This window comes from Micromonospora desertarenae, assembly GCF_056150265.1.
This window is the reverse complement of record NZ_JAXCFQ010000007.1, coordinates 98,734-121,617: the sequence shown is the minus strand read 5'-3', so window position 1 is coordinate 121,617 and position 22,884 is coordinate 98,734. Positions and strand designations below refer to the sequence as shown.

General features: G+C 73.7%; 21 protein-coding genes. 10 read left to right on the top strand and 11 right to left on the bottom strand.

Annotated features, from left to right (window positions below; all coding sequences use genetic code 11):
* Positions 1-83 precede the first annotated feature (83 nt).
* Positions 84-1,463: an FGGY family carbohydrate kinase gene (locus SM577_RS16875; RefSeq protein ID WP_474587304.1), complete on the bottom strand. Its 1,380-nt coding sequence runs from the start codon at positions 1,461-1,463 to the stop codon at positions 84-86.
* Between the two features lie 252 nt (positions 1,464-1,715).
* On the opposite strand from SM577_RS16875, the gene SM577_RS16870 reads away from it, so the two are divergent.
* Positions 1,716-3,662 carry a chorismate-binding protein gene (locus SM577_RS16870; protein ID WP_474587303.1) on the top strand — a complete coding sequence of 649 codons (1,947 nt, stop codon included), beginning with the start codon at positions 1,716-1,718 and terminating at the stop codon, positions 3,660-3,662.
* A 122-nt stretch (positions 3,663-3,784) separates the two neighbouring features.
* On the opposite strand, the gene wrbA is transcribed toward SM577_RS16870, so the two are convergent.
* Positions 3,785-4,402 (bottom strand): NAD(P)H:quinone oxidoreductase, encoded by a 618-nt coding sequence (gene wrbA / locus SM577_RS16865; RefSeq protein WP_302920275.1) that lies wholly within the window; start codon positions 4,400-4,402, stop codon positions 3,785-3,787.
* A 134-nt stretch (positions 4,403-4,536) separates the two neighbouring features.
* Between wrbA and SM577_RS16860 the strand changes: the two genes are divergently transcribed.
* On the top strand, positions 4,537-5,025 hold the full coding sequence (locus tag SM577_RS16860; protein WP_474587302.1) for an N-acetyltransferase family protein: 489 nt from the start codon (positions 4,537-4,539) through the stop codon (positions 5,023-5,025).
* A 210-nt stretch (positions 5,026-5,235) separates the two neighbouring features.
* On the opposite strand, the gene SM577_RS16855 is transcribed toward SM577_RS16860, so the two are convergent.
* Positions 5,236-5,622, bottom strand: coding sequence for a DUF4190 domain-containing protein (locus SM577_RS16855; protein WP_302920277.1), 387 nt, complete (start codon positions 5,620-5,622; stop codon positions 5,236-5,238).
* A gap of 152 nt (positions 5,623-5,774) precedes the next feature.
* Between SM577_RS16855 and SM577_RS16850 the strand changes: the two genes are divergently transcribed.
* Positions 5,775-6,878, top strand: coding sequence for a winged helix DNA-binding domain-containing protein (locus tag SM577_RS16850; protein WP_474587301.1), 1,104 nt, complete (start codon positions 5,775-5,777; stop codon positions 6,876-6,878).
* 156 nt (positions 6,879-7,034) lie between these two features.
* Complete coding sequence (locus SM577_RS16845) at positions 7,035-7,772, top strand: YsnF/AvaK domain-containing protein (protein ID WP_302920279.1); 738 nt, start codon at positions 7,035-7,037, stop codon at positions 7,770-7,772.
* A 61-nt stretch (positions 7,773-7,833) separates the two neighbouring features.
* On the opposite strand, the gene SM577_RS16840 is transcribed toward SM577_RS16845, so the two are convergent.
* From SM577_RS16840 to SM577_RS16825, 4 genes are read right to left on the bottom strand one after another with little or no spacing between them, the layout of a single operon-like run.
* Complete coding sequence (locus SM577_RS16840; protein WP_302920280.1) at positions 7,834-9,042, bottom strand: ABC transporter ATP-binding protein; 1,209 nt, start codon at positions 9,040-9,042, stop codon at positions 7,834-7,836.
* Positions 9,043-9,051: 9 nt separating this feature from the next.
* Complete coding sequence (locus SM577_RS16835) at positions 9,052-9,888, bottom strand: carbohydrate ABC transporter permease (protein WP_302920281.1); 837 nt, start codon at positions 9,886-9,888, stop codon at positions 9,052-9,054.
* Position 9,889: 1 nt separating this feature from the next.
* Positions 9,890-10,888: a carbohydrate ABC transporter permease gene (locus SM577_RS16830; protein ID WP_302920282.1), complete on the bottom strand. Its 999-nt coding sequence runs from the start codon at positions 10,886-10,888 to the stop codon at positions 9,890-9,892.
* Positions 10,885-12,165 carry an ABC transporter substrate-binding protein gene (locus SM577_RS16825; protein WP_474587300.1) on the bottom strand — a complete coding sequence of 427 codons (1,281 nt, stop codon included), beginning with the start codon at positions 12,163-12,165 and terminating at the stop codon, positions 10,885-10,887. Before SM577_RS16825 ends, SM577_RS16830 begins: the two co-directional genes overlap by 4 nt.
* Positions 12,166-12,391: 226 nt before the next feature.
* On the opposite strand from SM577_RS16825, the gene SM577_RS16820 reads away from it, so the two are divergent.
* The 5 genes from SM577_RS16820 (at position 12,392) to SM577_RS16800 (ending at position 15,294) form a co-directional block, all read left to right on the top strand.
* Positions 12,392-12,970, top strand: a complete 579-nt coding sequence (locus SM577_RS16820; protein ID WP_474587299.1) for a DsbA family protein — start codon at positions 12,392-12,394, stop codon at positions 12,968-12,970.
* 142 nt (positions 12,971-13,112) lie between these two features.
* A complete protein-coding gene (locus SM577_RS16815; RefSeq protein ID WP_474587298.1) occupies positions 13,113-13,814 on the top strand; it encodes a VOC family protein in 702 nt (233 codons plus the stop codon).
* Positions 13,815-14,004: 190 nt separating this feature from the next.
* Positions 14,005-14,436: a RusA family crossover junction endodeoxyribonuclease gene (locus tag SM577_RS16810; RefSeq protein WP_302920435.1), complete on the top strand. Its 432-nt coding sequence runs from the start codon at positions 14,005-14,007 to the stop codon at positions 14,434-14,436.
* 47 nt (positions 14,437-14,483) lie between these two features.
* The gene (locus tag SM577_RS16805) at positions 14,484-14,759 is read left to right on the top strand and encodes a hypothetical protein (RefSeq protein WP_302920286.1); all 276 of its coding nucleotides are present in this window, start codon (positions 14,484-14,486) and stop codon (positions 14,757-14,759) included.
* A gap of 100 nt (positions 14,760-14,859) precedes the next feature.
* Complete coding sequence (locus tag SM577_RS16800; protein ID WP_474587297.1) at positions 14,860-15,294, top strand: TIGR03668 family PPOX class F420-dependent oxidoreductase; 435 nt, start codon at positions 14,860-14,862, stop codon at positions 15,292-15,294.
* A 120-nt stretch (positions 15,295-15,414) separates the two neighbouring features.
* On the opposite strand, the gene SM577_RS16795 is transcribed toward SM577_RS16800, so the two are convergent.
* The 4 genes from SM577_RS16795 to SM577_RS16780 form a co-directional block, all read right to left on the bottom strand.
* Positions 15,415-16,077, bottom strand: coding sequence for a L,D-transpeptidase family protein (locus SM577_RS16795; protein ID WP_302920288.1), 663 nt, complete (start codon positions 16,075-16,077; stop codon positions 15,415-15,417).
* A 552-nt stretch (positions 16,078-16,629) separates the two neighbouring features.
* Positions 16,630-17,340: an HAD family hydrolase gene (locus tag SM577_RS16790; RefSeq protein WP_302920289.1), complete on the bottom strand. Its 711-nt coding sequence runs from the start codon at positions 17,338-17,340 to the stop codon at positions 16,630-16,632.
* A 50-nt stretch (positions 17,341-17,390) separates the two neighbouring features.
* Positions 17,391-18,101 carry a TetR/AcrR family transcriptional regulator gene (locus SM577_RS16785; RefSeq protein WP_474587296.1) on the bottom strand — a complete coding sequence of 237 codons (711 nt, stop codon included), beginning with the start codon at positions 18,099-18,101 and terminating at the stop codon, positions 17,391-17,393.
* Positions 18,102-18,185: 84 nt separating this feature from the next.
* A complete protein-coding gene (locus SM577_RS16780; RefSeq protein WP_302920292.1) occupies positions 18,186-20,894 on the bottom strand; it encodes an MGH1-like glycoside hydrolase domain-containing protein in 2,709 nt (902 codons plus the stop codon).
* Between the two features lie 42 nt (positions 20,895-20,936).
* Between SM577_RS16780 and SM577_RS16775 the strand changes: the two genes are divergently transcribed.
* Positions 20,937-22,868 (top strand): amylo-alpha-1,6-glucosidase, encoded by a 1,932-nt coding sequence (locus tag SM577_RS16775; protein WP_474587295.1) that lies wholly within the window; start codon positions 20,937-20,939, stop codon positions 22,866-22,868.
* Positions 22,869-22,884 lie beyond the last annotated feature (16 nt).

Genomic DNA, 22,884 nt, shown 5'->3' with positions numbered 1-22,884 from the left:
CCCCGCGTCCGCCGCGACCCGGGGAGCGCAGTCCATCCAATCAGGCACGCGAGCTGTGTCAACGGGCCGGGCTGAGGTGCGACTCAGGAGGGTGAGGGGCTCTCATCCGTCCGGCTGATGTCGGCGAGTCGGGCGGCGTCGTCGACCCGGCCGGACGCCACCAGCGCCGCGCCGCTGGCGCCGATCTCCGGGTTACTGCCGTGCCACACCGGCCGGGGCGCGAGCACCGCGGCGAACGCCGAGCGCCACCACCGCGAGGCGGTCACCGCTCCCCCGCCCAGCACCACCTCGACCGGTCCGTCGACGGTGGACTCCAGCACCGTCAGGTTCTCGGCGACCAGGTCGCACAGGCCCCGCATCAGAGCGGCCAGGATGTCCACCGCGCTGGTGTTGAAGCTCAGCCCGCGGAGCTCGCCCGAGCCGGCCGGCACCAGGCCCGGCGGCCGGTCCCCACCGAAGCGGACGTTCACCGGCAGGCGACCGTCGGCCGGCAGCCGGGCCAGGGCGGCATCCAGCTCGACGCCCTCGGGCAGCCGCAGCTCCCGCCGGGCCCAGGCGAAGAGGTTGCCGCCGGAGGAGTAGGCCGCGCCGGTCACCACGTGGTCGTGGTCGACCCGGTAGCGCCAGAGCTCCTCGGGCAGCGGGGGCAGCGCCGCTCCGGCCGGAACCCGCTGCACCAGGCGGACCGCCGCCGAGGTGCCGACGGTCACCGCGGCCCGGTCCGGCCCGACGCAGCCGGAGCCGACGTTCGCCGCCGCCCCGTCGCCCACCGGGCCGGCCCACGGCGCGTCGCCGAGCTGCGGCCAGCGCCGCGCGTACGCCGGCCGCAGCCGGCCCCGCCAGGAGACCGGGGCCAGCTCGGGCAGGCCGGCGGGGCGGCTGCCGGCCAGCGCGCAGGCCTCCGGGTCCCAGTCCATCGTCCGCAGGTCCAGCAGGCCGGTGCCGGAGGCCTGGGACATCGACATGGGCGCGGCGTCGAGCAGCTCGCCGAGCACGTACTCGGGCAGGCCGAGGAACCGGGCGATCCGTGCGCCGGTGTGCTCCCGCAGCCAGGGCAGCCGCATCGACCAGTAGCAGCGGTGCCACCACGTGCCCGTGCGCCGGTGGTACTCGTCCGGGTCGGCCGGCCCGGACGCGCCGGGCAGCGCCTCCGGTCGCGTGTCCAACCAGGTCAGCACCGGCCCCAGCGGCACGCCGTCGGCGCCCACCGGTACCACCGAGTGCCACTGCGCACTCGTCGCCACCAGCGACACGTCCCGCAGGTGGCCGCCGGCGGCCAGCTCGTCCAGGCACTCGACCAGGCAGGCCAGGTAGCGGGGGCCGTCCAGGGTGCCGGTGCCGTCGTCGCCGACCATCAGCTCCACCCGGCGCCGGGCCAGCGCACCCGGCAACGGCCGGGCCTCCGGGTCCAGCACGAGCCCACGTACCGACGAGGTGCCCAGGTCGAGCGCGAGAATGTTCATCGCGGGTCAAGGTACCCGCTGAGCTGGCCGGCGAAGCGCTGGCGCAACGGCGTACGCCCGATCGGCTTCCCGCCGGCCGGCCCACCGCGTAGGGTGGTCGCATGCTCGCGCGACTGACCTGCTGGTGGCCCGCCGACCCGGCGGCCATCCCCCGCGCGTAGCCATCCCACGCGGCCGCCCGTCGAGGCGGCCGCCGGTCTGCTCCGGCCCCCGGGCCGTCCCGCCGGACGGCACCCGGCCCGAGGAGAGACCATGACCCACCTGTCCGACCTGCTCGCCGCCGTCGCCCGCGGCGCGGACCCCGGCCCGTTCGCGCTCGTCCGCCGCGAGGGCGCCGACCACCTGGACCTGTACGCCGGCCCGGTGCGCGCCGTCGACCGGCTCGCCGACGTGCCGCTGCCGGCCGGCCCGCCCGGACCGCGCACGCTGGCGCTGGTGCCCTACCGGCAGGTCACCGAGCGCGGCTTCGCCTGCGTGGACGACGGGATGCCGCTGGAGTGCCTGCTGGTCGAGCGACACGAACGGGTGACCCTGGCCGAGGCGCTCGCCGCGCTGCCGGACCAGCCGGTGGTCACCACCGGCGCCGGGTTCGACGTGGACGACGACGAGTACGCGGCCACCGTCGGCCGGGTGCTGACCGAGGAGATCGGCCGGGGCGAGGGGGCCAACTTCGTCATCCACCGGACGCTGCGGGCCACCGTGCAGGGTCCGCCGCTGCGCGCCGCGCTGGCCGCGCTGCGCCGCCTGCTGCTCGGCGAGCGCGGGGCGTACTGGACGTTCCTGGTGCACACCGGCGGCCGGGTGCTGGTCGGAGCGAGCCCCGAGCGGCACGTCAGCGTCGACGACGGCCTGGTGATGATGAACCCGATCAGCGGCACCTTCCGCTACGGCGCCGCCCCGGACCGCGCCGCGCTGCTGCGCTTCCTCGCCGACCCCAAGGAGGTGGAGGAGCTGTACATGGTGCTGGACGAGGAGCTGAAGATGATGGCCACCGTGGCCGAGCGGGGCGGGCAGGTGGTCGGGCCGTACCTGAAGGAGATGTCCCACCTGGCGCACACCGAGTACCTGCTCGCCGGCCGGGGCTCGAAGGACGTCCGCGAGGTGCTGCGGGAGACGATGTTCGCGCCCACCGTCACCGGCAGCCCGATGGAGAACGCCTGCCGGGTGATCGCCCGGCACGAGCGCACCGGGCGGCGCTACTACGCGGGCGTACTGGCCCTGCTGGGGCACGACGACGCCGGCCGGCAGACCCTGGACGCGCCCATCCTGATCCGGACCGCGGAGATCAGCCCGGCGGGCGAGCTGCGGGTGCCGGTCGGGGCGACCCTGGTCCGGCACTCCACCGCCGCCGGCGAGGTGGCCGAGACCCACGCCAAGGCGGCCGGCGTGCTCGCCGCGCTGGGGCTCGGCCCCCAGGCGCCGGCACCCGGCCCGCGGCCGGCGGCACGCCACGACAGCGCCGTCCCGGCGCGTCCCGGCCCGGACCAGCCGCTCGCCGAGGACCCCGAGGTGCGGGCCGCGCTCGCCGCCCGCAACGCGCCGCTGGCCCGGTTCTGGCTGGACCAGCGCACGCCCGGCGCGACCGGCCGGCCCGGGCTGACCGGCCGGCGGGCACTGATCGTCGACGGCGAGGACACCTTCACCGGCATGCTGGCCCACCAGTTGGGCGCGCTCGGCCTGGCGGTGACCGTACGCCCCTGGCACACCCCCGGCCCGCTCGACGGGCACGACCTGGTGGTGGTCGGCCCCGGCCCGGGCGACCCGGGCAGCGGCACCGACCCGAAGATGCGTGCGCTGCGCGGGCTGCTCACCGGCCTGCTGGCCGACGGCCGGCCCACGCTGGCGGTCTGCCTGGGCCACCAGCTGCTGGCCGGGCTGTTGGGGCTGACCCTGCACCGCCGGGACGCGCCGTACCAGGGGCTGCAACGCGAGGTGACCCTCTTCGGCGTGCCGCGCCGGGTCGGCTTCTACTCCAGCTTCACCGCCCGCGCCGAGGACGACCGGCTGGCCACCCGGTACGGGCCGGTGCTGCTGGCCCGGGACGGGGCGGACGGCGCGGTGCACGCGCTCCGCGGCCCGGGCTTCGCCGGGGTGCAGTTCCACCCCGAGTCGGTGCTCAGCCCGGACGGGCTGGCCGTGCTCGACGAGCTGCTGACCGAGCTGCTTGCCGCGCACCTGCCGGCCGCCGAGCCGGCGTGACGGCGGGCCCACCGGGGTAGAGCAGGCGGTGCCGGTGGTCCGGACGGGCCCGAGAGCCCCCGCCCGGGCCACCGGTCACCGGCCCGTTTCCGCGCCCCCGACGAGCAGGTCCGCTGGCCCGGTCAGGCGGCCAGGCCCTTCTTCACCGCGGTACCGAGCTGCACCGCCCGGCGGGCGGTCAGCGCGGTGGCGGTGAGCGCGATGTCGTCCGGCGCGGTCTCCCCGTTGTTGCTGGTGTGCGAGGCGCCGTACGGGTTGCCGCCGACGAACTGGCTCGCCTCGGTGTAGCCGGGGGTGACCACGACTCCGCCCCAGTGGTAGATGACGTTGAACAGCGACAGCAGGGTGGACTCCTGCCCACCGTGCGAGGTGGCCGTCGAGCAGAACGCCGAATAGACCTTGTTCACCAGGGCGCCCTGCGACCACAACGGGCCGGTGGTGTCGATGAACTGCTTGAGCTGGGCGGCCATCACGCCGTACCGGGTCGGCGTGCCGAAGATGACGACGTCGGCCCAGGAGAGGTCGTCCAGCGACGCCTCGGGCACGTCCTGGGTCTCCATGGCGTGCGCGTGCCAGCCCGAGTTGGAGCGGATCGCCTCGTCCGGCGCCAGCTCGTGCACCTTCCGCAGCCGTACCTCGGCGCCGGCGTCGCCCGCGGCCTCGCAGGCCGCCTGTGCCATCTGGTACGTGATGCCGGTCGCGCTGTAGTAGATCACCGCGACCTTGGTCCGGTCAGCCATCGAAGGGTCCCTCCTCGTCTCGGGCCAGCTCCGGCGACTACCCGACAAAAGCCCCGGCAAACGACGCCCGGGCGGGTACGGGCACGGCCGGCCCCGGGTGCGGTCGGGCCGCGCGGGCGGGCGATGCTGGGGGCATGGAGATCAGACCCGCCACCACCGACGCCTGGCCACGGATCTGGCCGTTCCTGCGCGAGATCGTGGCCGCCGGGGAGACGTACACCTGGCCCCGCGACGTCGACGAGGACCGGGCCCGGGCGATGTGGCTGGTGCCGGAGCCGGGCCGGACCGTGGTGGCGGTCGACCCGGACGGCACCGTGCTCGGCACCGCCAAGCTGACCCCCAACCAGCTCGGGCCGGGCGACCACGTCGCCAATGCCAGCTTCATGGTCGCCCCCGCCGCCGCCGGCCGCGGGGTGGGGCGGGCGCTCGGCGAGCACGTGCTGACGCTGGCCCGGGCGCAGGGCTACCGGGCCATGCAGTTCAACGCGGTGGTGGCGACGAACACCCGGGCGGTGGCGCTGTGGCGCTCGCTCGGCTTCGAGGTGGTCGGCCGGGTGCCGGAGGCGTTCCGGCACCCACGGGACGGCCTCGTCGACCTGCTCGTCATGCACCGGCGGCTCTGAACCGGAACCCTTGTCGCGGCTCAAGATTTCCGCAAGTTCCGATGTGAACCGGTGCCGAGCCGGCCGCCGGCCAGGGATCCTGGTGGCACCGGCGCGACCGGCGGCCCCCGTCGCACCGGGAAACCTGAACGGGGGATCGCGCTCCGCCGGCAACGGCGCTGGCGTAGCGCGATCAGGGGGCCACCGCCCCGAACCGTCCGGCCCGAACGGTCATTCGAGCCGGTCGCGCAGGTCGTCGACCTGCTGTTGCATCCGGTCCACCGCCGCCTCGTTGTTGAGGAAGGTGGTGATCCCGGCGCCGAACGCCAGCCCGATCAGCACCGCCAGCGCGCTGAGCACCAGGCCGCCGATGGCCACGCCCCGGCCGGTCACCCCCGGGCGGCGGGCCATCCGGAGCCCCACGATGCCGAGCACGACGCCGATGATGCCGAGCAGCAGGCCGACCCAGGACAGGATCACGGTGAGCACGCTGATCAGCGCGGCCACCCCGAACACGAGGGCGAAGGTGGCCGCCGCGCTGGTCTTGGCCGCCGTGCCGGTCCGGCCGGCCCGGGCCGGTGCGCCGGTGCCCCGCACCGGCTCGCTGGACGCTGTCATGTCGCTCCCTTCGGGCGCGGAGCGCGCCCCCGTCACGGCCGCATCCCCGTTCCGCCGGCCGTCATGCCTCGCCCGCGGCGGCAGCGGCGGCGCCCGGAAACGTCGGTGCCGGCGCCTACGCTGACGCCCAGCCGACCGGAAAGGGCCGCCCCGTGCACCTGCTCACCGCCACCGACGCGCTGGCGCTGCGGTTGACCAGCCTGCTGCTCCGTCCCCACCCGGCCGCCGCCCCGGCCACGGTGGCCGAGGTGGTGGAGTGGTTCGGCGCCATGCAGGCGCAGGATCTGGCCAGCGGCATGTGGTCGCTCGGGGTCCGGCTGCCCGGGCACGACCACGCCGCGGTGCACGCCGCGCTGGAGCGGCGGGAGGCGCTGCGCACCTGGCCGATGCGGGGCACCGTGCACCTGGTGCCGCCCCGCGACGCCCGCTGGATGCTGGAGCTGACCGGCGTCCGCTCGCTGGCCGGCGCGGCGACCCGCTGGGCCCAGCTCGACCTCACCGCGGCCGACGTGGAGCGGGCGGCCGACGTGCTCGGCGGCGCGCTGGCCGGCGGCGGCCGGCTCACCCGCGCCGAATGCCTGGCCGCCCTGGAGGCCGCCGGGATCGGCACCGCCGGACAGCGCGGCTACCACCTGCTCTGGTACGCGAGCGTGCGCGGGGTCACCTGCCTGGCCCCGAACGTCGGCACCGAGCAGACGTTCGCCCTGCTCGACGAGTGGGCACCGGAGCCGCACCGGCCCGACCGCGACGAGGCGCTGGCCATCCTGGCCCGCCGCTACGTGCGGGGGCACGGCCCGACCACCGACCGGGAGTTCGCCGGCTGGACGGGGCTGACCCTCACCGACGCGCGCCGGGGCCTCGCGGCGGCCGGCGACGCGCTGGCCCAGGTGCGGGTGGACGGGACGGCGATGGTGGTCGACGCGGCCCTGCTCGACGCGCCCCGCGCGCCGCTGGGCGACCTGCTGGTGCTGCCCGGCTTCGACGAGTACCTGCTCGGCTACAAGGACCGCTCGCTGATGCTCGACCCGGCACACAAGGACGCGATAGTGCCGGGCGGCAACGGCGTCTTCCAGCCCACGATCGTGCGGGACGGGCGGGTGGTCGGCACCTGGAAACGCAGCGTCGGCCGGGACGCGGTCACCGTCACGGTCCGCCCGCTGGTGCCGCTGGACGCCGAGCGGGCCCGGGTCGAGCGGGCGCTGGCCGGCTACGCCGATTTCCTTGGCCTGCCACTGCGGGTGGACTGGGCCGCCTGACGCCCCGGGCGTCCCGGAGCGTGCTCGGGCGCCCGCGAGCCTCACCGGCATCACCCGCCCCAGCTTCCACCCCCTGCTCCTATTCGGCGGGCCGGTGACGAATCCGCTCCGGCCCGTCGGGTATCCGCGGGCTGAAGACAGAGGGAGGTACGGTCCATGAAGCTCAACGCACAGCAGGTCAGTTCGCTGTACGGACAGAACGTCACGGACCGCTCAGGGTCGAAGATCGGCAGCGTGGGTCAGATCTGGGCCGACAACGCCGGCGAGCCGACCTGGGTCAGCGTGAAGACCGGGGTGATGGGCACGAAGGAGCAGATGGCTCCGCTGCAGAAGGCCCGGATCGCCGGCGACGGGCTCGCCGTCGACTACGACAAGTCGACGGTGAAGAACGCCCCCGTCGTGGACGCCGACACCGACGAGCCGCTCAGCACGGCGCAGGTCGAGCAGCTCTACCGGCACTATCAGCTCGCGCCGCAGCCGGCTCCGCCGGCGCGGGAGCGCGGGCGAGCGCCGGGCGCCGGTGAGGACCTCATCCGGTCCGAGGAGCGCCTGCGGGTCGGCACCGAGAGCCAGCCCGCCGGCACGGCGCGGCTGCGCAAGTACGTCGTCTCCGAGGACGTGCACACCACCGTGCCGGTCGAGCACGACGAGGTGTACGTGGAGCGCGAGCCGATCGCCGCCGGGGATGCCCGCAACGTCCGCGGCGACATCGGCGAGGCCCAGCAGGAGATGACCCTGCGCGCCGAGCGGCCGGTGGTCAGCAAGGAGACGGTCCCGGTGGAGCGCGTCCGCCTGGCGAAGGACGAGGTGGTCGACCAGCGGGCCGTCGACGAGCAGATCCGGCGGGAGCAGGTCGAGGCCGACATCCCGGAGCCCAGCCGGCGACGTCGCTGACGCCTGACGCACGACGGGCGGGTGGGTCGGTTCCGACCCACCCGCCCGCTCGGTCGTACCGTCAGTCGGCCAGCGCGCCGGCCGCCCGGCCCTCGTGCAGGGTGAGGTTGCGGCCGTTCGCCGGGTCGAACAGGTGGATCTTCTCCAGGTTGAACCAGACCCGGCGGGTCTCCCCCTCCACCACCGGCGACTCCGCCGACAGCCGGGTCACCAGGTTCGCCCCGGCCCCGGTGAAGTCGGCAGCGCCGGCGTCGGCGGCCAGTTCCTCCAGCTCGGCGGCGGTGGCCCGCTCCCCCTCGACGGTGAGGTAGACGTACTTGTCCGAGCCCATCGACTCGACGATCTCCACCGGCGCCTCGAACTCCATGCCGCGGCGGCGGGTGTCCTCGTCGACCAGGTCGGCGTCCTCGAAGTGCTCCGGCCGGATGCCGAGGATCAGCTCGCGCGGGGCGTCGGCCCCTTCCAGCTCGCGCCGGACCCGGTCACCGAGCGGCACCTCGCCCAGCGCGGTACGCAGCGCGCCCTCCTCGACGACGGCGTGCAGGAAGTTCATCGAGGGCGAGCCGATGAAGCCGGCCACGAAGAGGTTGCGCGGGTGGTCGTAGAGCTCCTGCGGCGGGCCGACCTGCTGCACCGCGCCGCCGCGCATGATGACCACCCGGTCGCCGAGGGTCATCGCCTCGGTCTGGTCGTGGGTCACGTAGACGGTGGTGGTGCCGAGCTGCTTCTGCAGCCGGGAGACCACCGTGCGCATCTGCACGCGCAGCTTGGCGTCCAGGTTGGACAGCGGCTCGTCCATCAGGAACGCCTTGGGCTGCCGGACGATCGCCCGGCCCATCGCCACCCGCTGCCGCTGGCCGCCGGAGAGGTTGGCCGGCTTGCGGTCCAGCAGCGCGGTCAGCTCCAGGACCTTCGCCGCCTCCTCGACCTTGGTGTTGATGGTCTCCTTGTCCAGCTTCGCCAGGCGCAGCGGGAACGCCATGTTCTCCCGGACGGTCATGTTCGGGTAGAGGGCGTACGACTGGAAGACCATGGCGATGTCCCGGTCCCGGGGCGCCTTGTCGTTGACCCGCTCCCCGCCGATCCGCAGCTCGCCGGAGCTGATGTCCTCCAGCCCGGCGATCATGTTGAGGGTGGTCGACTTCCCGCAGCCGGACGGGCCGACCAGGATGACGAACTCGCCGTCGGCGATCTCCAGGTCGACGTCGGCCACCGCGACCGTCCCGTCCGGGAACTTCTTGCTCACCTTGTCGAGCACGATGTCAGCCACGACTATCACCTATCCCTTGACGGCGCCGGAGGTCAGGCCGGAGACGATGCGGCGCTGGAAGAAGAGGACGAACAGGATGATCGGAATGGTGATCACCACGGCGGCGGCGCAGATCGCCCCGGTGGGGTCCTCGAACTGCGACTCGCCGGTGAAGAACGACAGCGCCACCGGCACCGTGCGGGACCGCTCGGTGGAGGTCAGCGAGATGGCGAAGAGGAAGTCGTTCCAGCAGAAGATGAAGACCAGGATGGCCGTGGTGAACAGGCCGGGCGCGGCCAGCGGCGCGATCACCCGGCGGAACGCCTGGCCCTGGGTCGCGCCGTCCATCTTCGCCGCCTTCTCCAGGTCCCACGGGATCTGCTTGAAGAACGCCGACAGCGTGTAGATCGCCAGCGGCAGGGCGAAGGTGATGTACGGCAGGATCAGGCCCGGCCAGGTGTCGAAGAGGCCGAGCTGCCGCTCGATGTCGAACAGCGGCGAGACCAGCGACACCTGCGGGAACATCGCGATCAGCAGCGAGACGCCGACCAGCAGCCGCTTGCCGGGGAAGTCCAGCCGGGAGATCGCGTACGCGGCCATGGCGCCGAGCACCACCGCGATCACGGTGGCGATCAACGCGATGCCGATGGAGTTGACCAGGGCCCGGACGAACTGGTCGGTGGCGAAGATCGTCCGGTAGTTGTCCAGCGTCCACTCGCGGGGCCAGAACCTGCCGTCGGTGAGGGTGGCCGGCGTCTTGAACGACAGCGACGCGATCCACAGCACCGGGATCAGCGCGAAGACGACCACGACGACGTCCAGCAGACCCCAGCGGAGCTTGGCCCGGGTGGTGGTTTCGACAGCCATCTCAGCGCCTCTCCCCGTCGTCGCTGCCGGGGGCAGCGGTACCGAACAGCTTCACGAAGACGAAGGCGATGATCGCCACGGTGAGGAAGATCAGCACCGACATCGTCGACCCGATGCCGAGGTTGAGGCCCCGGATCAGGTTGTTGTAGGCGAGCATCGAGACCGAGGAGGTCTCGTTGCCGCCCGCGGTGAGCACGAAGATGTTGTCGAAGACCCGGAACGCGTCCAGGGTGCGGAACAGCAGCGCGACCAGGATCGCCGGCTTCATCACCGGCAGCATCACCTTGGTGAACCGCTGCCAGGCGGTGGCCCCGTCGGTCGAGGCGGCCTTGAGCAGGTCCTCCGGGACCAGCGCCAGGCCGGCCATCAGCAGCAGCGCCATGAACGGCGTGGTCTTCCAGATCTCGGCCAGCATGATGATCGCCAGCGAGCTGGCCCGCTCGGTCAGCGGCGCGCCCTCGCTGAACAGGTTGGCCAGGTAGCCGGTGCCGGGCGTCCAGGCGTACCGCCAGGAGAAGGCGGCGACCACCGTGACGATGCCGTACGGGATCAGCGCGGCGGTGCGCACGATGCCCCGGCCGACCAGCGTGCGATGCATGATCAGCGCCAGGCCCATGCCGAGCACCAGTTCGATCGCGACGGTGACCACGGTGATCAGCGCGGTGACGCCGAACGCCGTCCACCAGAACTCGTTGGTCAGCACGGTGACGTAGTTCTCCAGCCCGATGAACTCGCGCTGGTCGGGAAAGCGCAGGTCGAAACGCTGCAGGGACAACCAGACCGAGTAGAGGATCGGATAGGCCGTCACCAGGACCATGACCAGCGCGGCCGGCGCGCAGAGCAGCCAGCCCAGCCGGCGCTCGGCCTTCTTGTTCTCGCTCAGCGGCGGCTTGCGCCGGCGGTTGCGCTGGGCGGGCACGGCGGCGTGCCGGGCACCGGACCGGGTAGCGGTCTCGTCGGCCGCGACGTCCGCCCCGCCGGGCGTGGCGTTGACACTCACGGCAGCACCCCCTTGGACTCGAGCGCGTCGGCGATGGCGCCGCGCAGTTCGTCGGCGGTCCGCTGCGGGTCGATCGCCGACGGCGGCGAGAGCATCGCCGACATCACGGTGGAGATGCTCTGGTACGCCGGGGTCAGCGGTCGGGTCGCCGGCTCCTTGAGCTCCTCCAGGATGGTCTCCTTCATCGGGTACGCCTCGGTCATCTCCGGGTCGGCGTAGATCCGCTCGATGGTCGGCGGCACGCCGTCGTTGATCGCGGAGAACTTCTGGTTCTCGGCGTTGCGGATGCACTTGGCCGCCTCGAAGGACTCCGCCGGGTGCTCGGAGTAGGCGCTGACCGCCATGTTCACCCCGCCGATGGTTACCTTGCTCGGGATGTTCTCGTCGATGCCCGGCACCCGGGCCCAGGTGACCTGCTTGGCCAGCTCCGGGTTGGCCTCCTGCATGGCCGGGTAGACGAACGGCCAGTTCACCTGGAAGGCGCCGTTGCCGGACTGGAACTCCAGCCGCACCGGGTCCTCGGTGGCGTTGCTGAACGACGGCGAGGTCACCCCGGAGGTGGCGAACCGCTGGAGCTGCTCCAGCGCCCTGACGGTGCCCTCGTCCATCACGGCCCGCCTGCCGTCGTCGCTGAGGATGTGCCCGCCCGCGCTCTCGGCCAGGGTGTTGTAGAGAACCACCAGGCCCTCGTACTGGGCGCCCATGGTGAGCACCTGGTACGGCTTGCCCTGCTGCTTCAGCCGCTGGGCCGCCGAGATCATCTGGTCCCAACTCTTCGGCGGCTCGGGCACCAGGTCCTGGCGGTACCACAGCAGCTGGACGTTGGTGTTCTTCGGCGCGGCGAAGAGCTTGTCCTGGTAACGCGCGGTCTCCAGCGGGCCGGCCAGGGTGCCCTGCTCGACCTCCGCCTTGTCCTGCCCGGTCCACTCCAGGATCCAGTCGGCGCTGGCGAACTCCTGGGTCCAGGTGACGTCGAGGCCGAGCACGTCCATGCCGGGGTCCTGCGCGGCGAGCCGGCGCACCATCTGCACCCGCTGGTCGTCGGCCTGGCGCGGCAGCACCCGATAGGCGATCCGGTACCGGCCCTGGGCCGCGGCGTTGCAGTTGTCCACCACCTTCTGCAGGTTCTGCTCCGGCGGGTAGTACAGGTTGATCGTCGGCACACCGCCGTCGTCGCCGGATCCGCAGGCCGCCATGGGCGCCACCAACGTCAGCGCCGCGGCCGCGGCCAGCGCGCGTACGCGAGGCCGGCGCCGGGTCCCGTCGGGATCGCTCATCACCCCTCCCCTCGCAACAGCCGGGGTGACGCACCGTGCCCCGGCGCACGGCGAGACGGTCGGGACGCTGACCAGTGAGTGATCGGTCCCGGACGTTTCGTGGCCCCAACACTGCCCGACCTGCTGCGGCGCGAAACCTGGCGGCGGTGAGACGGCCACGACAGGCGATGCGTGTGGCGTGGCTCACCGCGCTGCGGGCCGGCCGGCCGGCGCTTACCCTCGGCCGATGGACGCCACCTTCTTCTTCGATCCCGCCTGCCCGTGGACCTGGCGGACCTCGCGGTGGCTGGTCGCCGTCGCCGACGCCCGTGGCCTGCGGGTCGAGTGGCGGGCCTTCAGCCTGGCCATCCTCAACGAGGGCGACGTCGCCCCCGAGTTCGCCGACGTGCTGGCCGCGTCGAGCCGGGCGTTGCGGCTGGTCGAGGCGCTGCGCGCGGACGGCTGCCCGGACGACGTCGCCCGGTTCTACGCCGAGTTGGGCGCGCGCAGCCACGAGGCCGGCAACCCGCTGTCGCCGAGGGCCGTGGACGCGGCCGTCGAGGCGGCCGGCCTGGGTGACGCGGCAGCGGCGCTCGACGACGAGCGCTGGGACCGGGCGGTACGCGAGTCGCACGCGCTGGCGTACGCCTCGGCCGGCCCGGACATCGGCTCGCCGGTGCTCATGGTGCCCGGCGCGGAGCGGGGCATGCACGGCCCGATCCTCACCGAGGTACCCGGCACCGACGACGCCCTGACCATCTGGGACAGCATGCTCCCCCTCCTCCACCTCCCGGCCTTCCACGAACTAAAACGCGCCCGCCACTAACCCCCCTCCCTCCCTCCCTCCCTCCCCCCCCCGGGACCCGCGCTGATCATGAGGTTGGCCGGGCGTTTCGTCCGTTTCGACGCCGCCAACCTCATGATCAATGGAGTTGAGGGGGCCGGGGGTGGGTGGGGAGGATGGGGGGATGATGGGTCGGTTCAAGGATCTCTGTCTGGATGCGGCGGAGCCGCGGGCGCTGGGGGCGTTCTGGGCCCGGATCCTCGACGGTGAGCTGGTGGACCTCGGCGACGGGGACAGCCGGGTCGACCCGCGCGGCGGCTCCGGGGCGGAGTCGATCTGGGTCAACCGGGTGCCCGAGCCGCGTACCGGCAAGACCCGCGTCCACCTGGATCTGCGGCTGGCCGACGCGGAGCCGGCGGCGCTGCTCGCCGCCGGGGCCCGGCTGGTCCGCGAGCCGGACGCGGAGATCAGCTGGTGGGTGCTGGCCGACCCGGACGGCAACCTGTTCTGCGCCTTCCCGGCCCGCGAGGGTGCGTCGCCGGGCCCGATCGCGCTGGTCGTGGACTCCGCGGACCCGGTCGCCCAGGCGACGTGGTGGGCCGGCGTGGCCGGTGGCGAGGTGCGCACCAGCGACCGCGGGCACGCCTCGCTGCTCGGCGCGGCCGGCTTCCCCTGGCGCCAGTGGATCTTCGACCCGGTGCCGGAGCGCAAGACCGTGAAGAACCGGATGCACTGGGACGTCGACCTGACCGGCCCGGAGCCGACCGAGCTGATCAGGGCCGGGGCGACGCTGCTGCGCGAGCCGGACGACACGGTCAGCTGGTGGGTCCTGGCCGACCCGGAGGGCAACGAGTTCTGCGCGTTCGCGCCACGTCCCACCCAGTGAGCGGTGGTGCTACCCAGCGGCCGCCGGGTGGACTAGCGTTTTCCTAGCTCCGCAGCCAGCGCGTTCGCCGTCGACGTCGACACGCCTCCGGCCGACCCCAGCCCGTCCGATCGGTTGGTTCTCGCGGGAACTTCCCTCTGCCGGTCCACCGGTTGGGCAGGATCGTCCCCAACGAGGAGGTGCCGTCGTGGTGCAGGACACCCGCGCTCTCGCCCTGACGTTCGAGGTGAGCGGCCTGCCACCGGTGAAGACCGAGGCGCTGTCCATCTTCGCCGCCGGTCACCGGCAGGCGACGAGGGTCCGCGCCCTGCTCGAAGCGGCCTGTACGGCGGCTCAGCGCACCGGCTGGACCCCGCTGTCCGGGCCGATCGAGGTGGACGTGGTGCTGCGCTGCCCGCCCGGGCACCGCACCTCCGACGCCAGCACACTGCTCGGCGGGGTGTGCGCCGTGCTCCAGGACAAGAAGCGGGTGTCCAGCATCGGCCTGGCCCACCTCGGCGTCCTGGTCGACGTCGCGCTCTACGACGACGACCGGCAGATCCGCCGGCTGTCGTACGTCGAGGAGCCGGCGGAGGACTTCTCGTACCAGGTGCGGGTCGCCGCCGTACCGAACGTGGTTTGACCGACGGCCGCGGTGGGGTACCGCGGACGCCGACGAAGGGAGCGCCGATGTCGGAGCCACATGTCACGCTGGACCCCCGCGGGCTCGACCCCGTGCAGCAGAAGCTGCGCGGCCCGCTGGAAGACCAGCTGACCTCGGCGCTGCAGGCGGCGACGGAACGGGTCCGCGCCGGTTACGCCGGCGAACCGGTCGAGCAGGTCTGCCAGCGGCTGCTCGACGAGACCCGGGCCGGGCTGCACCCCGACATCGCGGCCGGCTTCGAGCCCGACATGGACGAGTTCTGCCGGGTGGCGGTGGCCATCGTCCGCGGCGGAGACACCTGACCGCCGAGTCGGCAGTCGCCGGCCCGCCGGAACGGCCCGGTCGGCGGATGTCGGCCGATGTCGGCACTCCCCGCGGCCGGGCCCGGTTACGGTCGGGCCCGTGCAGCCCGAGGAACTGCGGCACCGGGTCGGCTCGGCCCGGGTGGCCCGGCTCGCCACCGTCCGGCCCGACGGCCGCCCGCACCTGGTGCCGGTCTGCTTCGCCCTGCTCGGCGACGTGGCCTACCACGCGGTGGACGAGAAGCCCAAGCGCCACCGCCGGCTGCGTCGACTGGTGAACATCGAGGCGACGGAGCACGCCTGCCTGCTCGTCGACGAGTACGACGAGGACTGGTCGGCGCTGTGGTGGGTCCGGCTGGACGGCCGCGGCCGCCTGGTCGGCGACCCGGCGGAGGAGGGCGCGGCCCGGGCGGCGCTGGCCGCCAAGTACCCGCAGTACGCGCGGCGCCCACCGGGCGGGCCGATCGTCGCGGTCACGGTGACCCGGTGGTCGGCGTGGTCGGCGGCCGGCGGCGCGGTGGACCTGACGGGGTGAGCGCGGCCCGTGTGGTGCGCCGGACGGGTGTGTCGCCGTCGTGATCCACCGGTGGTTCGACGACAGCGAGATCGGCCACGACCAGGCACGCAGGCGCCCCCTTCCCGGACGGGTAGGTGGTCAGTACCGGCCGAGGTTCTGCACCGGGCAGATCACGATCCGCGGGGCGCGCGCCGGGTCGAGCCAGGTGAGCACCCGGACCAGGTTGGCGTGCGACAGGCTGACGCAGCCGGCGGTCGCGTTGCCGCCGCTGGTGCTGAACTCGTGCAGGAAGATCCCGCTGCCGGCGTTCGGGATCGGCTTCGGCACGTTCGGCGGCATGTTGTACGTGATCACCGCGAAGTGGGTGTACGCGGGGATCTCCTTCCACAGCGCCTCGCTGAAGCCACCGGGGTTGGTGGTGCTGTGCTGGAAGGTGTTGTACAGCGGCGAGTCGGGGTTCTCGTTCCACCAGTCGTTCGTCACCACCCGGTGGTACGGGTAGCGCATCCCCGGGTCGGCGCCGATGCCGTACATCGTCTCGCCGAACGAGTAGACGCCGGTCGGCGTGGTGGGCACGCCCTCGACGTGGTTGTCGCTGAAGCCCCGGGAGCCGATCCGTGCCGGCAGCGGCGGGAAGACCGCCACCCAGTGCCCACCGGCCACGGCGAACGTCTCCAGCGTCGCGTACGTGGTGCTGTAGCCGTTGCCGGTGACGAGGACGACCTGCCGGGTCTCCTCCGGCAGGGTGGTCAGCGCCGAGGCCCGGTTCGGCGGCGGGATCGGCCGCGCCCGCCCGGTCACGAGCGCCCCCGCAGGGTGCCGGTACGCACGGAAGAGTGACTCCGTTCCATTCGCAGCATGATCGCAGTTCCGGTTCGGGCCGGCTGCCCCGGAAAAGGTGAGGAATCTCCGCCGGGGGCAGCGGCGGGTCGGTGTAACGGCATCGGCGCGACGGACGCAGCAGCCGCCCGTCCGGCTCCCGGGAAGACAGGACGGGTCAGGACCGGGTCCGCAACTCCCCGGTCCTGACCCCCAGCCGTCCGGCGTGGTAGCGAGCTGCGCCGGATTGGACACGCGGGCGTGGCACGCCGCCCACGCTCGGCTCAACCCGACGAGCCGGCCCGCCTGCACTCAGCTCCACGGTGCCCAGCTACCGGACTTCGGTGCGCTCCCGACCCACCCCGAAGAGCCGTGAGCGCCGGATCAGGCTAGGCGGGTCCTTCCAGGTCGGACAAGGCGCCCGGCCCTCGACGGAGGGTGATTGATATCAACGTTGAAAACCGGCATGTCGGCGTAACACGACCGTCGACAGGAGCGCTATTTCCGGTCGGAGCGACCTCTGCGCAAGCCGGTTCAGAAGTGCTCGAGCAGGTCGGGGAAGGCGCCCAGGTGCAGCACGCCCGGGTCGGTGCGGTCCAGTTCGTCGTGCTCCAGCACCCAGGTGTTGTCGTTGGGGATGAAGACGGCGTTCAGCCCGGCCGCCCGGGCCGGCAGGATGTCCGACTTCGGGGAGTTGCCGATCATCCACGCGCTGGCCGGGTCGAGGCCGTGCTCCCGGGTCAGCCAGCGGTACGTCTCGACGTCCTTCTCCGGCACGATGTGCGCGGCCTCGAAGTGGTGCAGCAGCCCGGAGGCGTCCAGCTTGCGCTGCTGCTCCTCCCGGTCCCCCTTGGTCAGCAGCAGCAGCGCGTGCCGGCCGGCCAGCTCGTCCAGCGCGTCCGCCACCCCGGGCATCAGCTCGACCTGGTGCTCCACCAGCGCCACCGCCAGCTCCTGGATCTCCCGGCGCTCGGCCTCGGTGGCCGGACGCTGACGCAGCCGCTCCAGGCACTCGCCGAGGCTGTGCAGGAAGACCTTGCTGCCGTAGCCGTGCACCGCCGCGTTGGCCCGCTCGATGTCGTCCAGGACGGCCCGGATCGCGACCCGGTCGAGGGTGGGGTGGTCCAGCCAGGCCAGGAAGTCGTCGATCACCCGCTCGAAGAGCACGTTGTTCTCCCAGAGCGTGTCGTCGGCGTCGAACACCAACACCTGCCCGGGCGACACCCGCGCACCACCGTCCGTCATGCCGTTCCCTCCCCGCGCCGGGCCCGGCCGGCGCCCGGCCCGGGCGGGAACTATAGGACACCGCCGCCGGAGCGCCCAGGGACTTTCCCGCGGCGCCGGGCCGGTGGCGCCGGTACCTCCAGCAGCCGGGTGGCGATCATCTCCTCCCGCTGCTCCTGCGCCTCGGGGCGGAGCCGGCCGCCGCGGGTGAGCATGACCACCCCGTGCAGCAGACTCCAGCCGACCTCGGCGAGGGTGTCCGGGTCCCGGCCGGCGGCCAGCGGCGCCACGGCGGCGCGCAGCTGCGCGAACGCGGCCGCCGGCGTGACCGGCGCCCGGTCCGCGCCGAGGGTCAGGTCGGGGGTGTGCGCGAGCATCGCGTCGTACACCTCGGGGTTGGCGTAGGCGAAGTCGAGGTAGCCGGAGACCACCGCGGACCAGGCCCGGTGCGGGCCGTCGGCGGCGGCCCGGGCGGCGGTGAGCGCGGCGGCCAGCTCGGCGAAGCCGCGCACCGCGACCGCGGCCAGCACGGCGTCCCGGTCGGCGAAGCACCGGTAGAAGTCGCCGAGGTCGACCCCGGCGCGCTCGGCCAACCTCCGCGGGGTCACCGCCGGCCAGCCCTCCGCCTCGGCCAGCTGCCGGGCCGCCGCGACGATGCCCGCCGCCGCGCCCGGCTCGGCGTGGGGCCCGACCTCGCCCGGCTCGGCGGGGGCCGGGACCTCGCCCGGCCGGGCGGGGACGGCGGCCCGGTGGTCGGCGTCGCCGTCCTCTTCGTGGGACACCCCGCCGAGCCTAGCGGCGGTCGCGGACGGTGAGCGGCCGGCGACGGATTGGCGACTGTTCGCCGCCGCGACACAATCCGCAGGTCAGCGGCGCAGGGTCAGGATCAGGTCGGCGACCAGCGCGGTCCACCCGGTCTGGTGCCAGGCGCCGAGCCCCGCCCCGTTGTCCCCGTGGAAGTACTCGGGGAAGGCGATCAGGTCCCGCCAGTCGGGGTGGGTCTGGAAGAGCTGGCAGGCGCCGTAGATCGGCCGGCGGCCCCAGCCGTCGCGGGTGAAGAGCGCGATCAGCCGGGCGGAGAGGTCGTCGGCGATCTCGTCGAGCGTCCGCTTCACCCCGGACCGGGTCGGGTACTCCACCTGGAGGTCGTCACCGAAGAAGGCCGCGTAGTCGCGCAACGCGCTGATCAGCAGGAAGTTGGTCGGCATCCAGATCGGCCCGCGCCAGTTGGAGTTGCCGCCGAACAGGCCGCTGGTCGACTCGGCCGGCTCGTAGCCGACGCAGAACTCCTGCCCGCCGAGGGTCACCGCGAACGGCTTGTCCAGGTGCGCCCGGGAGAGTGTGCGCAGGCCGTACTCGGAGAGGAACTCGTCGGGGTCGAGCATCCGGGCCAGCAGCCGGACCACCTGCTCCGGGCCGACCATGGACAGCAGTCGCTGCTGGCGGCCGTCCGGGCCGAGCCGGCGGGCGCCGATCACGTCGGCGTACTCGGGGCGGTTGGTGAGGAACCAGCGCAGCCGGGCGCCCAGCTCGGGCAGCCGGTGCAGGGTACGCGCGGTGAGCCGGGTGACCGCGGCCAGCGGCAGCAGCCCCACCACCGAGCGGACCTTCAACGGCACCCTGGTGCCGTCGGTCAGCCGCAGCACGTCGTAGAAGAACGCGTCCTCGTCGTCCCAGAGCCCCTGCGAGTACGCGGCCGCCGCGATGTAGGCGAAGTGCTCGAAGAACTTGGTGGCGGTGTCCACCCAGGCGCGGTCGTGCTCGGCCAGCACGATCGCGATGTCGAGCAGGTTCAGGGCGTACATGGCCATCCAGCCGGTGCCGTCGGACTGCTCCAGCACCCCGGCCACCGGCAGCGCCGCCGACCGGTCGAACGGCCCGACGTTGTCCAGCCCGAGGAAGCCGCCCTCGAAGACGTTGTTGCCGCCGGTGTCCTTGCGGTTGACCCACCAGGTGAAGTTGAGCAGCAGCTTGTGCATCACCCGGGCCAGGAAGTCGTGGTCCCGCCCGCCGTCGATCTCGAAGACCTTCAGCGCCGCCCAGGCGTGCACCGGCGGGTTCACGTCGCCGAACGCCCACTCGTACGCGGGGATCTGCCCGTTGGGGTGCAGGTACCACTCGCGCAGCAGGAGCAGCAGCTGCTCCTTGGCGAAGCCCGGGTCGACCCGGGCGATGCTCACGCAGTGGAAGGCCAGGTCCCAGGCGGCGTACCAGGGGTACTCCCAGGGATCGGGCATGGAGATCACGTCGAAGCTGGTCATGTGCCACCAGGCGCTGTTGCGCCCGTGCCGGCGGCCCGGTGGCGGCGGCGCCGAGCCCGGATCGCCCTCCAGCCACCGTTTCACGTCGAAGTGGTAGAACTGCTTGCCCCACATCAGCCCGGCGATGGCCTGCCGGGCGACCAGCGCCTCGTCCGGGGTGGCGGCGGCCGGGATCACCCCGGCGAAGAAGCGGTTCGCCTCCGCCCGCCGGGCCCAGACCACCGCGTCGAAACCGGCGCCCAGGTCCGCCGGCGGCGGCACCGTGCCGCCGGGCGGCGGGGCGGTACGGGTCAGCCGCAGCCGGATCTGCCGCTGCCCGCCGGCCGGCACGTCCAGCACGTAGTGCAGGGCGCCCTTGGTGCCCTCCCGCGCCGGGTTCACCGTCGCCGCGCCGTTGACCACGTGGTCGTTGATCCCGTCCTTCGGGTACGGCGAGCGGCCCGGCAGCCCCCAGAGCCGCTCGGCGTTGGTGTCGTTGTCGCAGAGCAGCGGGGTCGGCGACCCCTCCCCCTCCAGCCGCAGCTGGCCGAGCACCCGGTGCTCGCCGACCAGCCGGGAGCCCTCCCCGACCAGACGGGGGATCCGGTCGCCGCCGGGCAGCCCCCACGCCCAGGTGTTGCGAAACCACAGGGTGGGCAGCACGTGCAGCCGGTCGTCCCGGTCGCCCCGGTTGGCCACCGTGATCACCACGCACAGGTCGGTCGGGGACGCCTTGGCGTAGTCGACGGTCACCGCCCAGTACCGGTCGTCGTCGAAGATGCCCGTGTCGACCAGCTCGTACTCGGTGTCGTCCCGGCCGCGCAGCGCGTTCACCGCGACCAGCTCGTCGTACGGGAAGGCGGCCTGCGGGTAGTGGTAGCGCCAGCGCATCCACGAGTGGGTGGGCGTGGAGTCCTCGTACCACCAGTAGTCCTTGGCGTCCTCGCCGTGGTTGCCGCCGTCGCCGCCGAGGCCGAACATCCGCTCCTTGAGGATCGGGTCGCGGCCGTTCCACAGCGCGAGGGCGAAGCAGAACGTCTGCCGGTCGTCGCAGACGCCCGCCATGCCGTCCTCGCTCCACCGGTAGGCTCGGGACCGGGCATGGTCGTGGGGGAAGTAGTCCCACGCCGTGCCGTGCTCGCTGTAGTCCTCCCGCACCGTCCCCCACGCCCGTTCGGACAGATACGGACCCCATGCCCGCCAGTCCTGCTCCCCCGCGTCGGCCTGGGCGAGCCGGATCCGCTCGGGGTCGGGCGCGGGCGCGTTCGTCGGCGGCACGTCGGTGATCACGTGCACATCTTCGACGCCGCCGGGGTACTCCACCACAGCGGCCATTCTCGTCGTGGCGTGTTACACCCCGCCGCCGGTGGAGGAAAGTTGATCGACATTGGCTTCGGTCCGCAGGTGTGCGGGCAGCTCAGCAGCGGTGCGACCCGGGAGTGGCTGGTCACCGATGGCCTCGGCGGGTACGCCATGGGCACGGTGAGCGGGCTGCGGACCCGCCGCTACCACGGGCTGCTGGTGGTGGCCGGCGAGACGCCGGCGGCCCGGCGGGTCGGCCTGGTCAGCCTCGACCCGGCCGTGCTGCTCCCCTCCGGCGCCCGGGTCCGGCTGGGCGCGCACGAGTGGGCCTCCGGGGTCGTCGACCCGCCCGGCTTCGAGCTGCTGGAACGGTTCACCCTCGTCGACGGGCTGCCCCGGTGGCGGTGGCGGATCGGCGACGTGGTGATCGAGCGGGAGCTGGCCATGCGGCACGGCCACCGCTGCGTCGCGGTGGTGCACCGGCTGGTCGCCGGCGGCCCGGTGCGGCTGGAGCTGGCCGCGGCCTGCACCTGGCGGGACGCGCACGGCGAGCGCCGCGCCGACGGGCCGGCGCTCCGGGTGGAGCCGGTGGCCGGCGGGGCGGTGGTCGAGGGCGCCTTCCGGCTCGCCGGCCCGGACTGGACCCCGGAGGGCCAGTGGTGGCTGGGCGTGCACCACCGGGAGGAGGCGGAGCGGGGCCTGCCCCCGAGCGAGGACCTCTGGTACGCGGGACGCTTCGCCGGCGCCCTGGAGCACCCGGGCGACACCGTCTCGGTGCTGGCGTGGGCCGGCGACCTGGCCGAGCAGCCACCCCCGGCGGCGGAGGTGGTCACCGCCGCCCGGGCCCGCAACCGCCGGGTGGTGGCGGCGGCCGCGCCGGCCGACGAGGTGACCGCGACACTCACCCTGGCCGCCGACGCGTTCGTCGTGCGCACCGGCCGGGGGCCGGACGTGGTCGCCGGCTACCCCTGGTTCGGTGCCTGGTCGCGGGACACGATGATCTCCTACGAGGGCCTGTTCCCGCGTACCGGCCGGGCCGACGAGGGGCGCGAACTGCTGCGGTCGTACGCGGCGACGCTGTCGGAGGGGATGCTCGCCAACACCGCCGACACCGGGCGGGTGGAGTACAACACGGTCGACGCCACGCTGTGGTTCCTGCACGCGGTACGCCGGCACGTCGCCGTCACCGGCGACAGCGACCTGGCCGCCGAGCTGCTGCCGGCGCTGCGCGCGGTGGTCGACGCGCACCTGACCGGCACCCGGTACGGCATCGCCGTCGACCCGACCGACGGGCTGCTCACCTCCGGCGCCCCGGGCGCCGCGCTGACCTGGATGGACGCCCGGGTGCACGGGGTGCCGGTCACGCCGCGGGCGGGCAAGCCGGTGGAGGTCAACGCGCTCTGGATCAACGGGCTGGCCGGCCTGGCCGAGCTGACCGAGCTGGCCGGCCGGGACGCCGGCGAGCTGCGCCGGTTGCACGAGCGGGCGGCCGACGCGTTCCGGGCCCGCTTCCCGGCTCCGACCGGCTGGCTGTACGACGTGGTCGACGCGCCCGCGCCGGCGTACCCGCTGGGCGCGGCGGAGCGGCACGACGACGACCTGCTCCGCCCCAACCAGCTGCTCGCCTGGTCGCTGCCGGACGCGCCGCTGGAGCCGGACGCGGCGGCGCTGCGCCGGGTGGCCGCCGGGCTGCTCACCCCGCTCGGCCCGCGCAGCCTCGCCCCGGGCTCCCCCGGGTTCGTCGAGCGGCACCGGGGCGGGCCGGCGGAGCGGGACGGGGCGTACCACCAGGGCACCGTGTGGCCGTGGCTGCTCGGCCCGTACGCCGACGCCTGCCGGCGCGCGGGCCTGCCGGTCGACGACCTGTTCGTCGGCGTCGAAGCCCACCTGACCGAGTACGGGCTGGGTTCGGTGAGCGAGACGGCCGACGCCCTCGCCCCGCACCGGGCCACCGGCTGCCCGTTCCAGGCCTGGTCGGTGGCCGAGGTGCTGCGCGTTCGCCGGTAGCGGTTTACACCTCTGC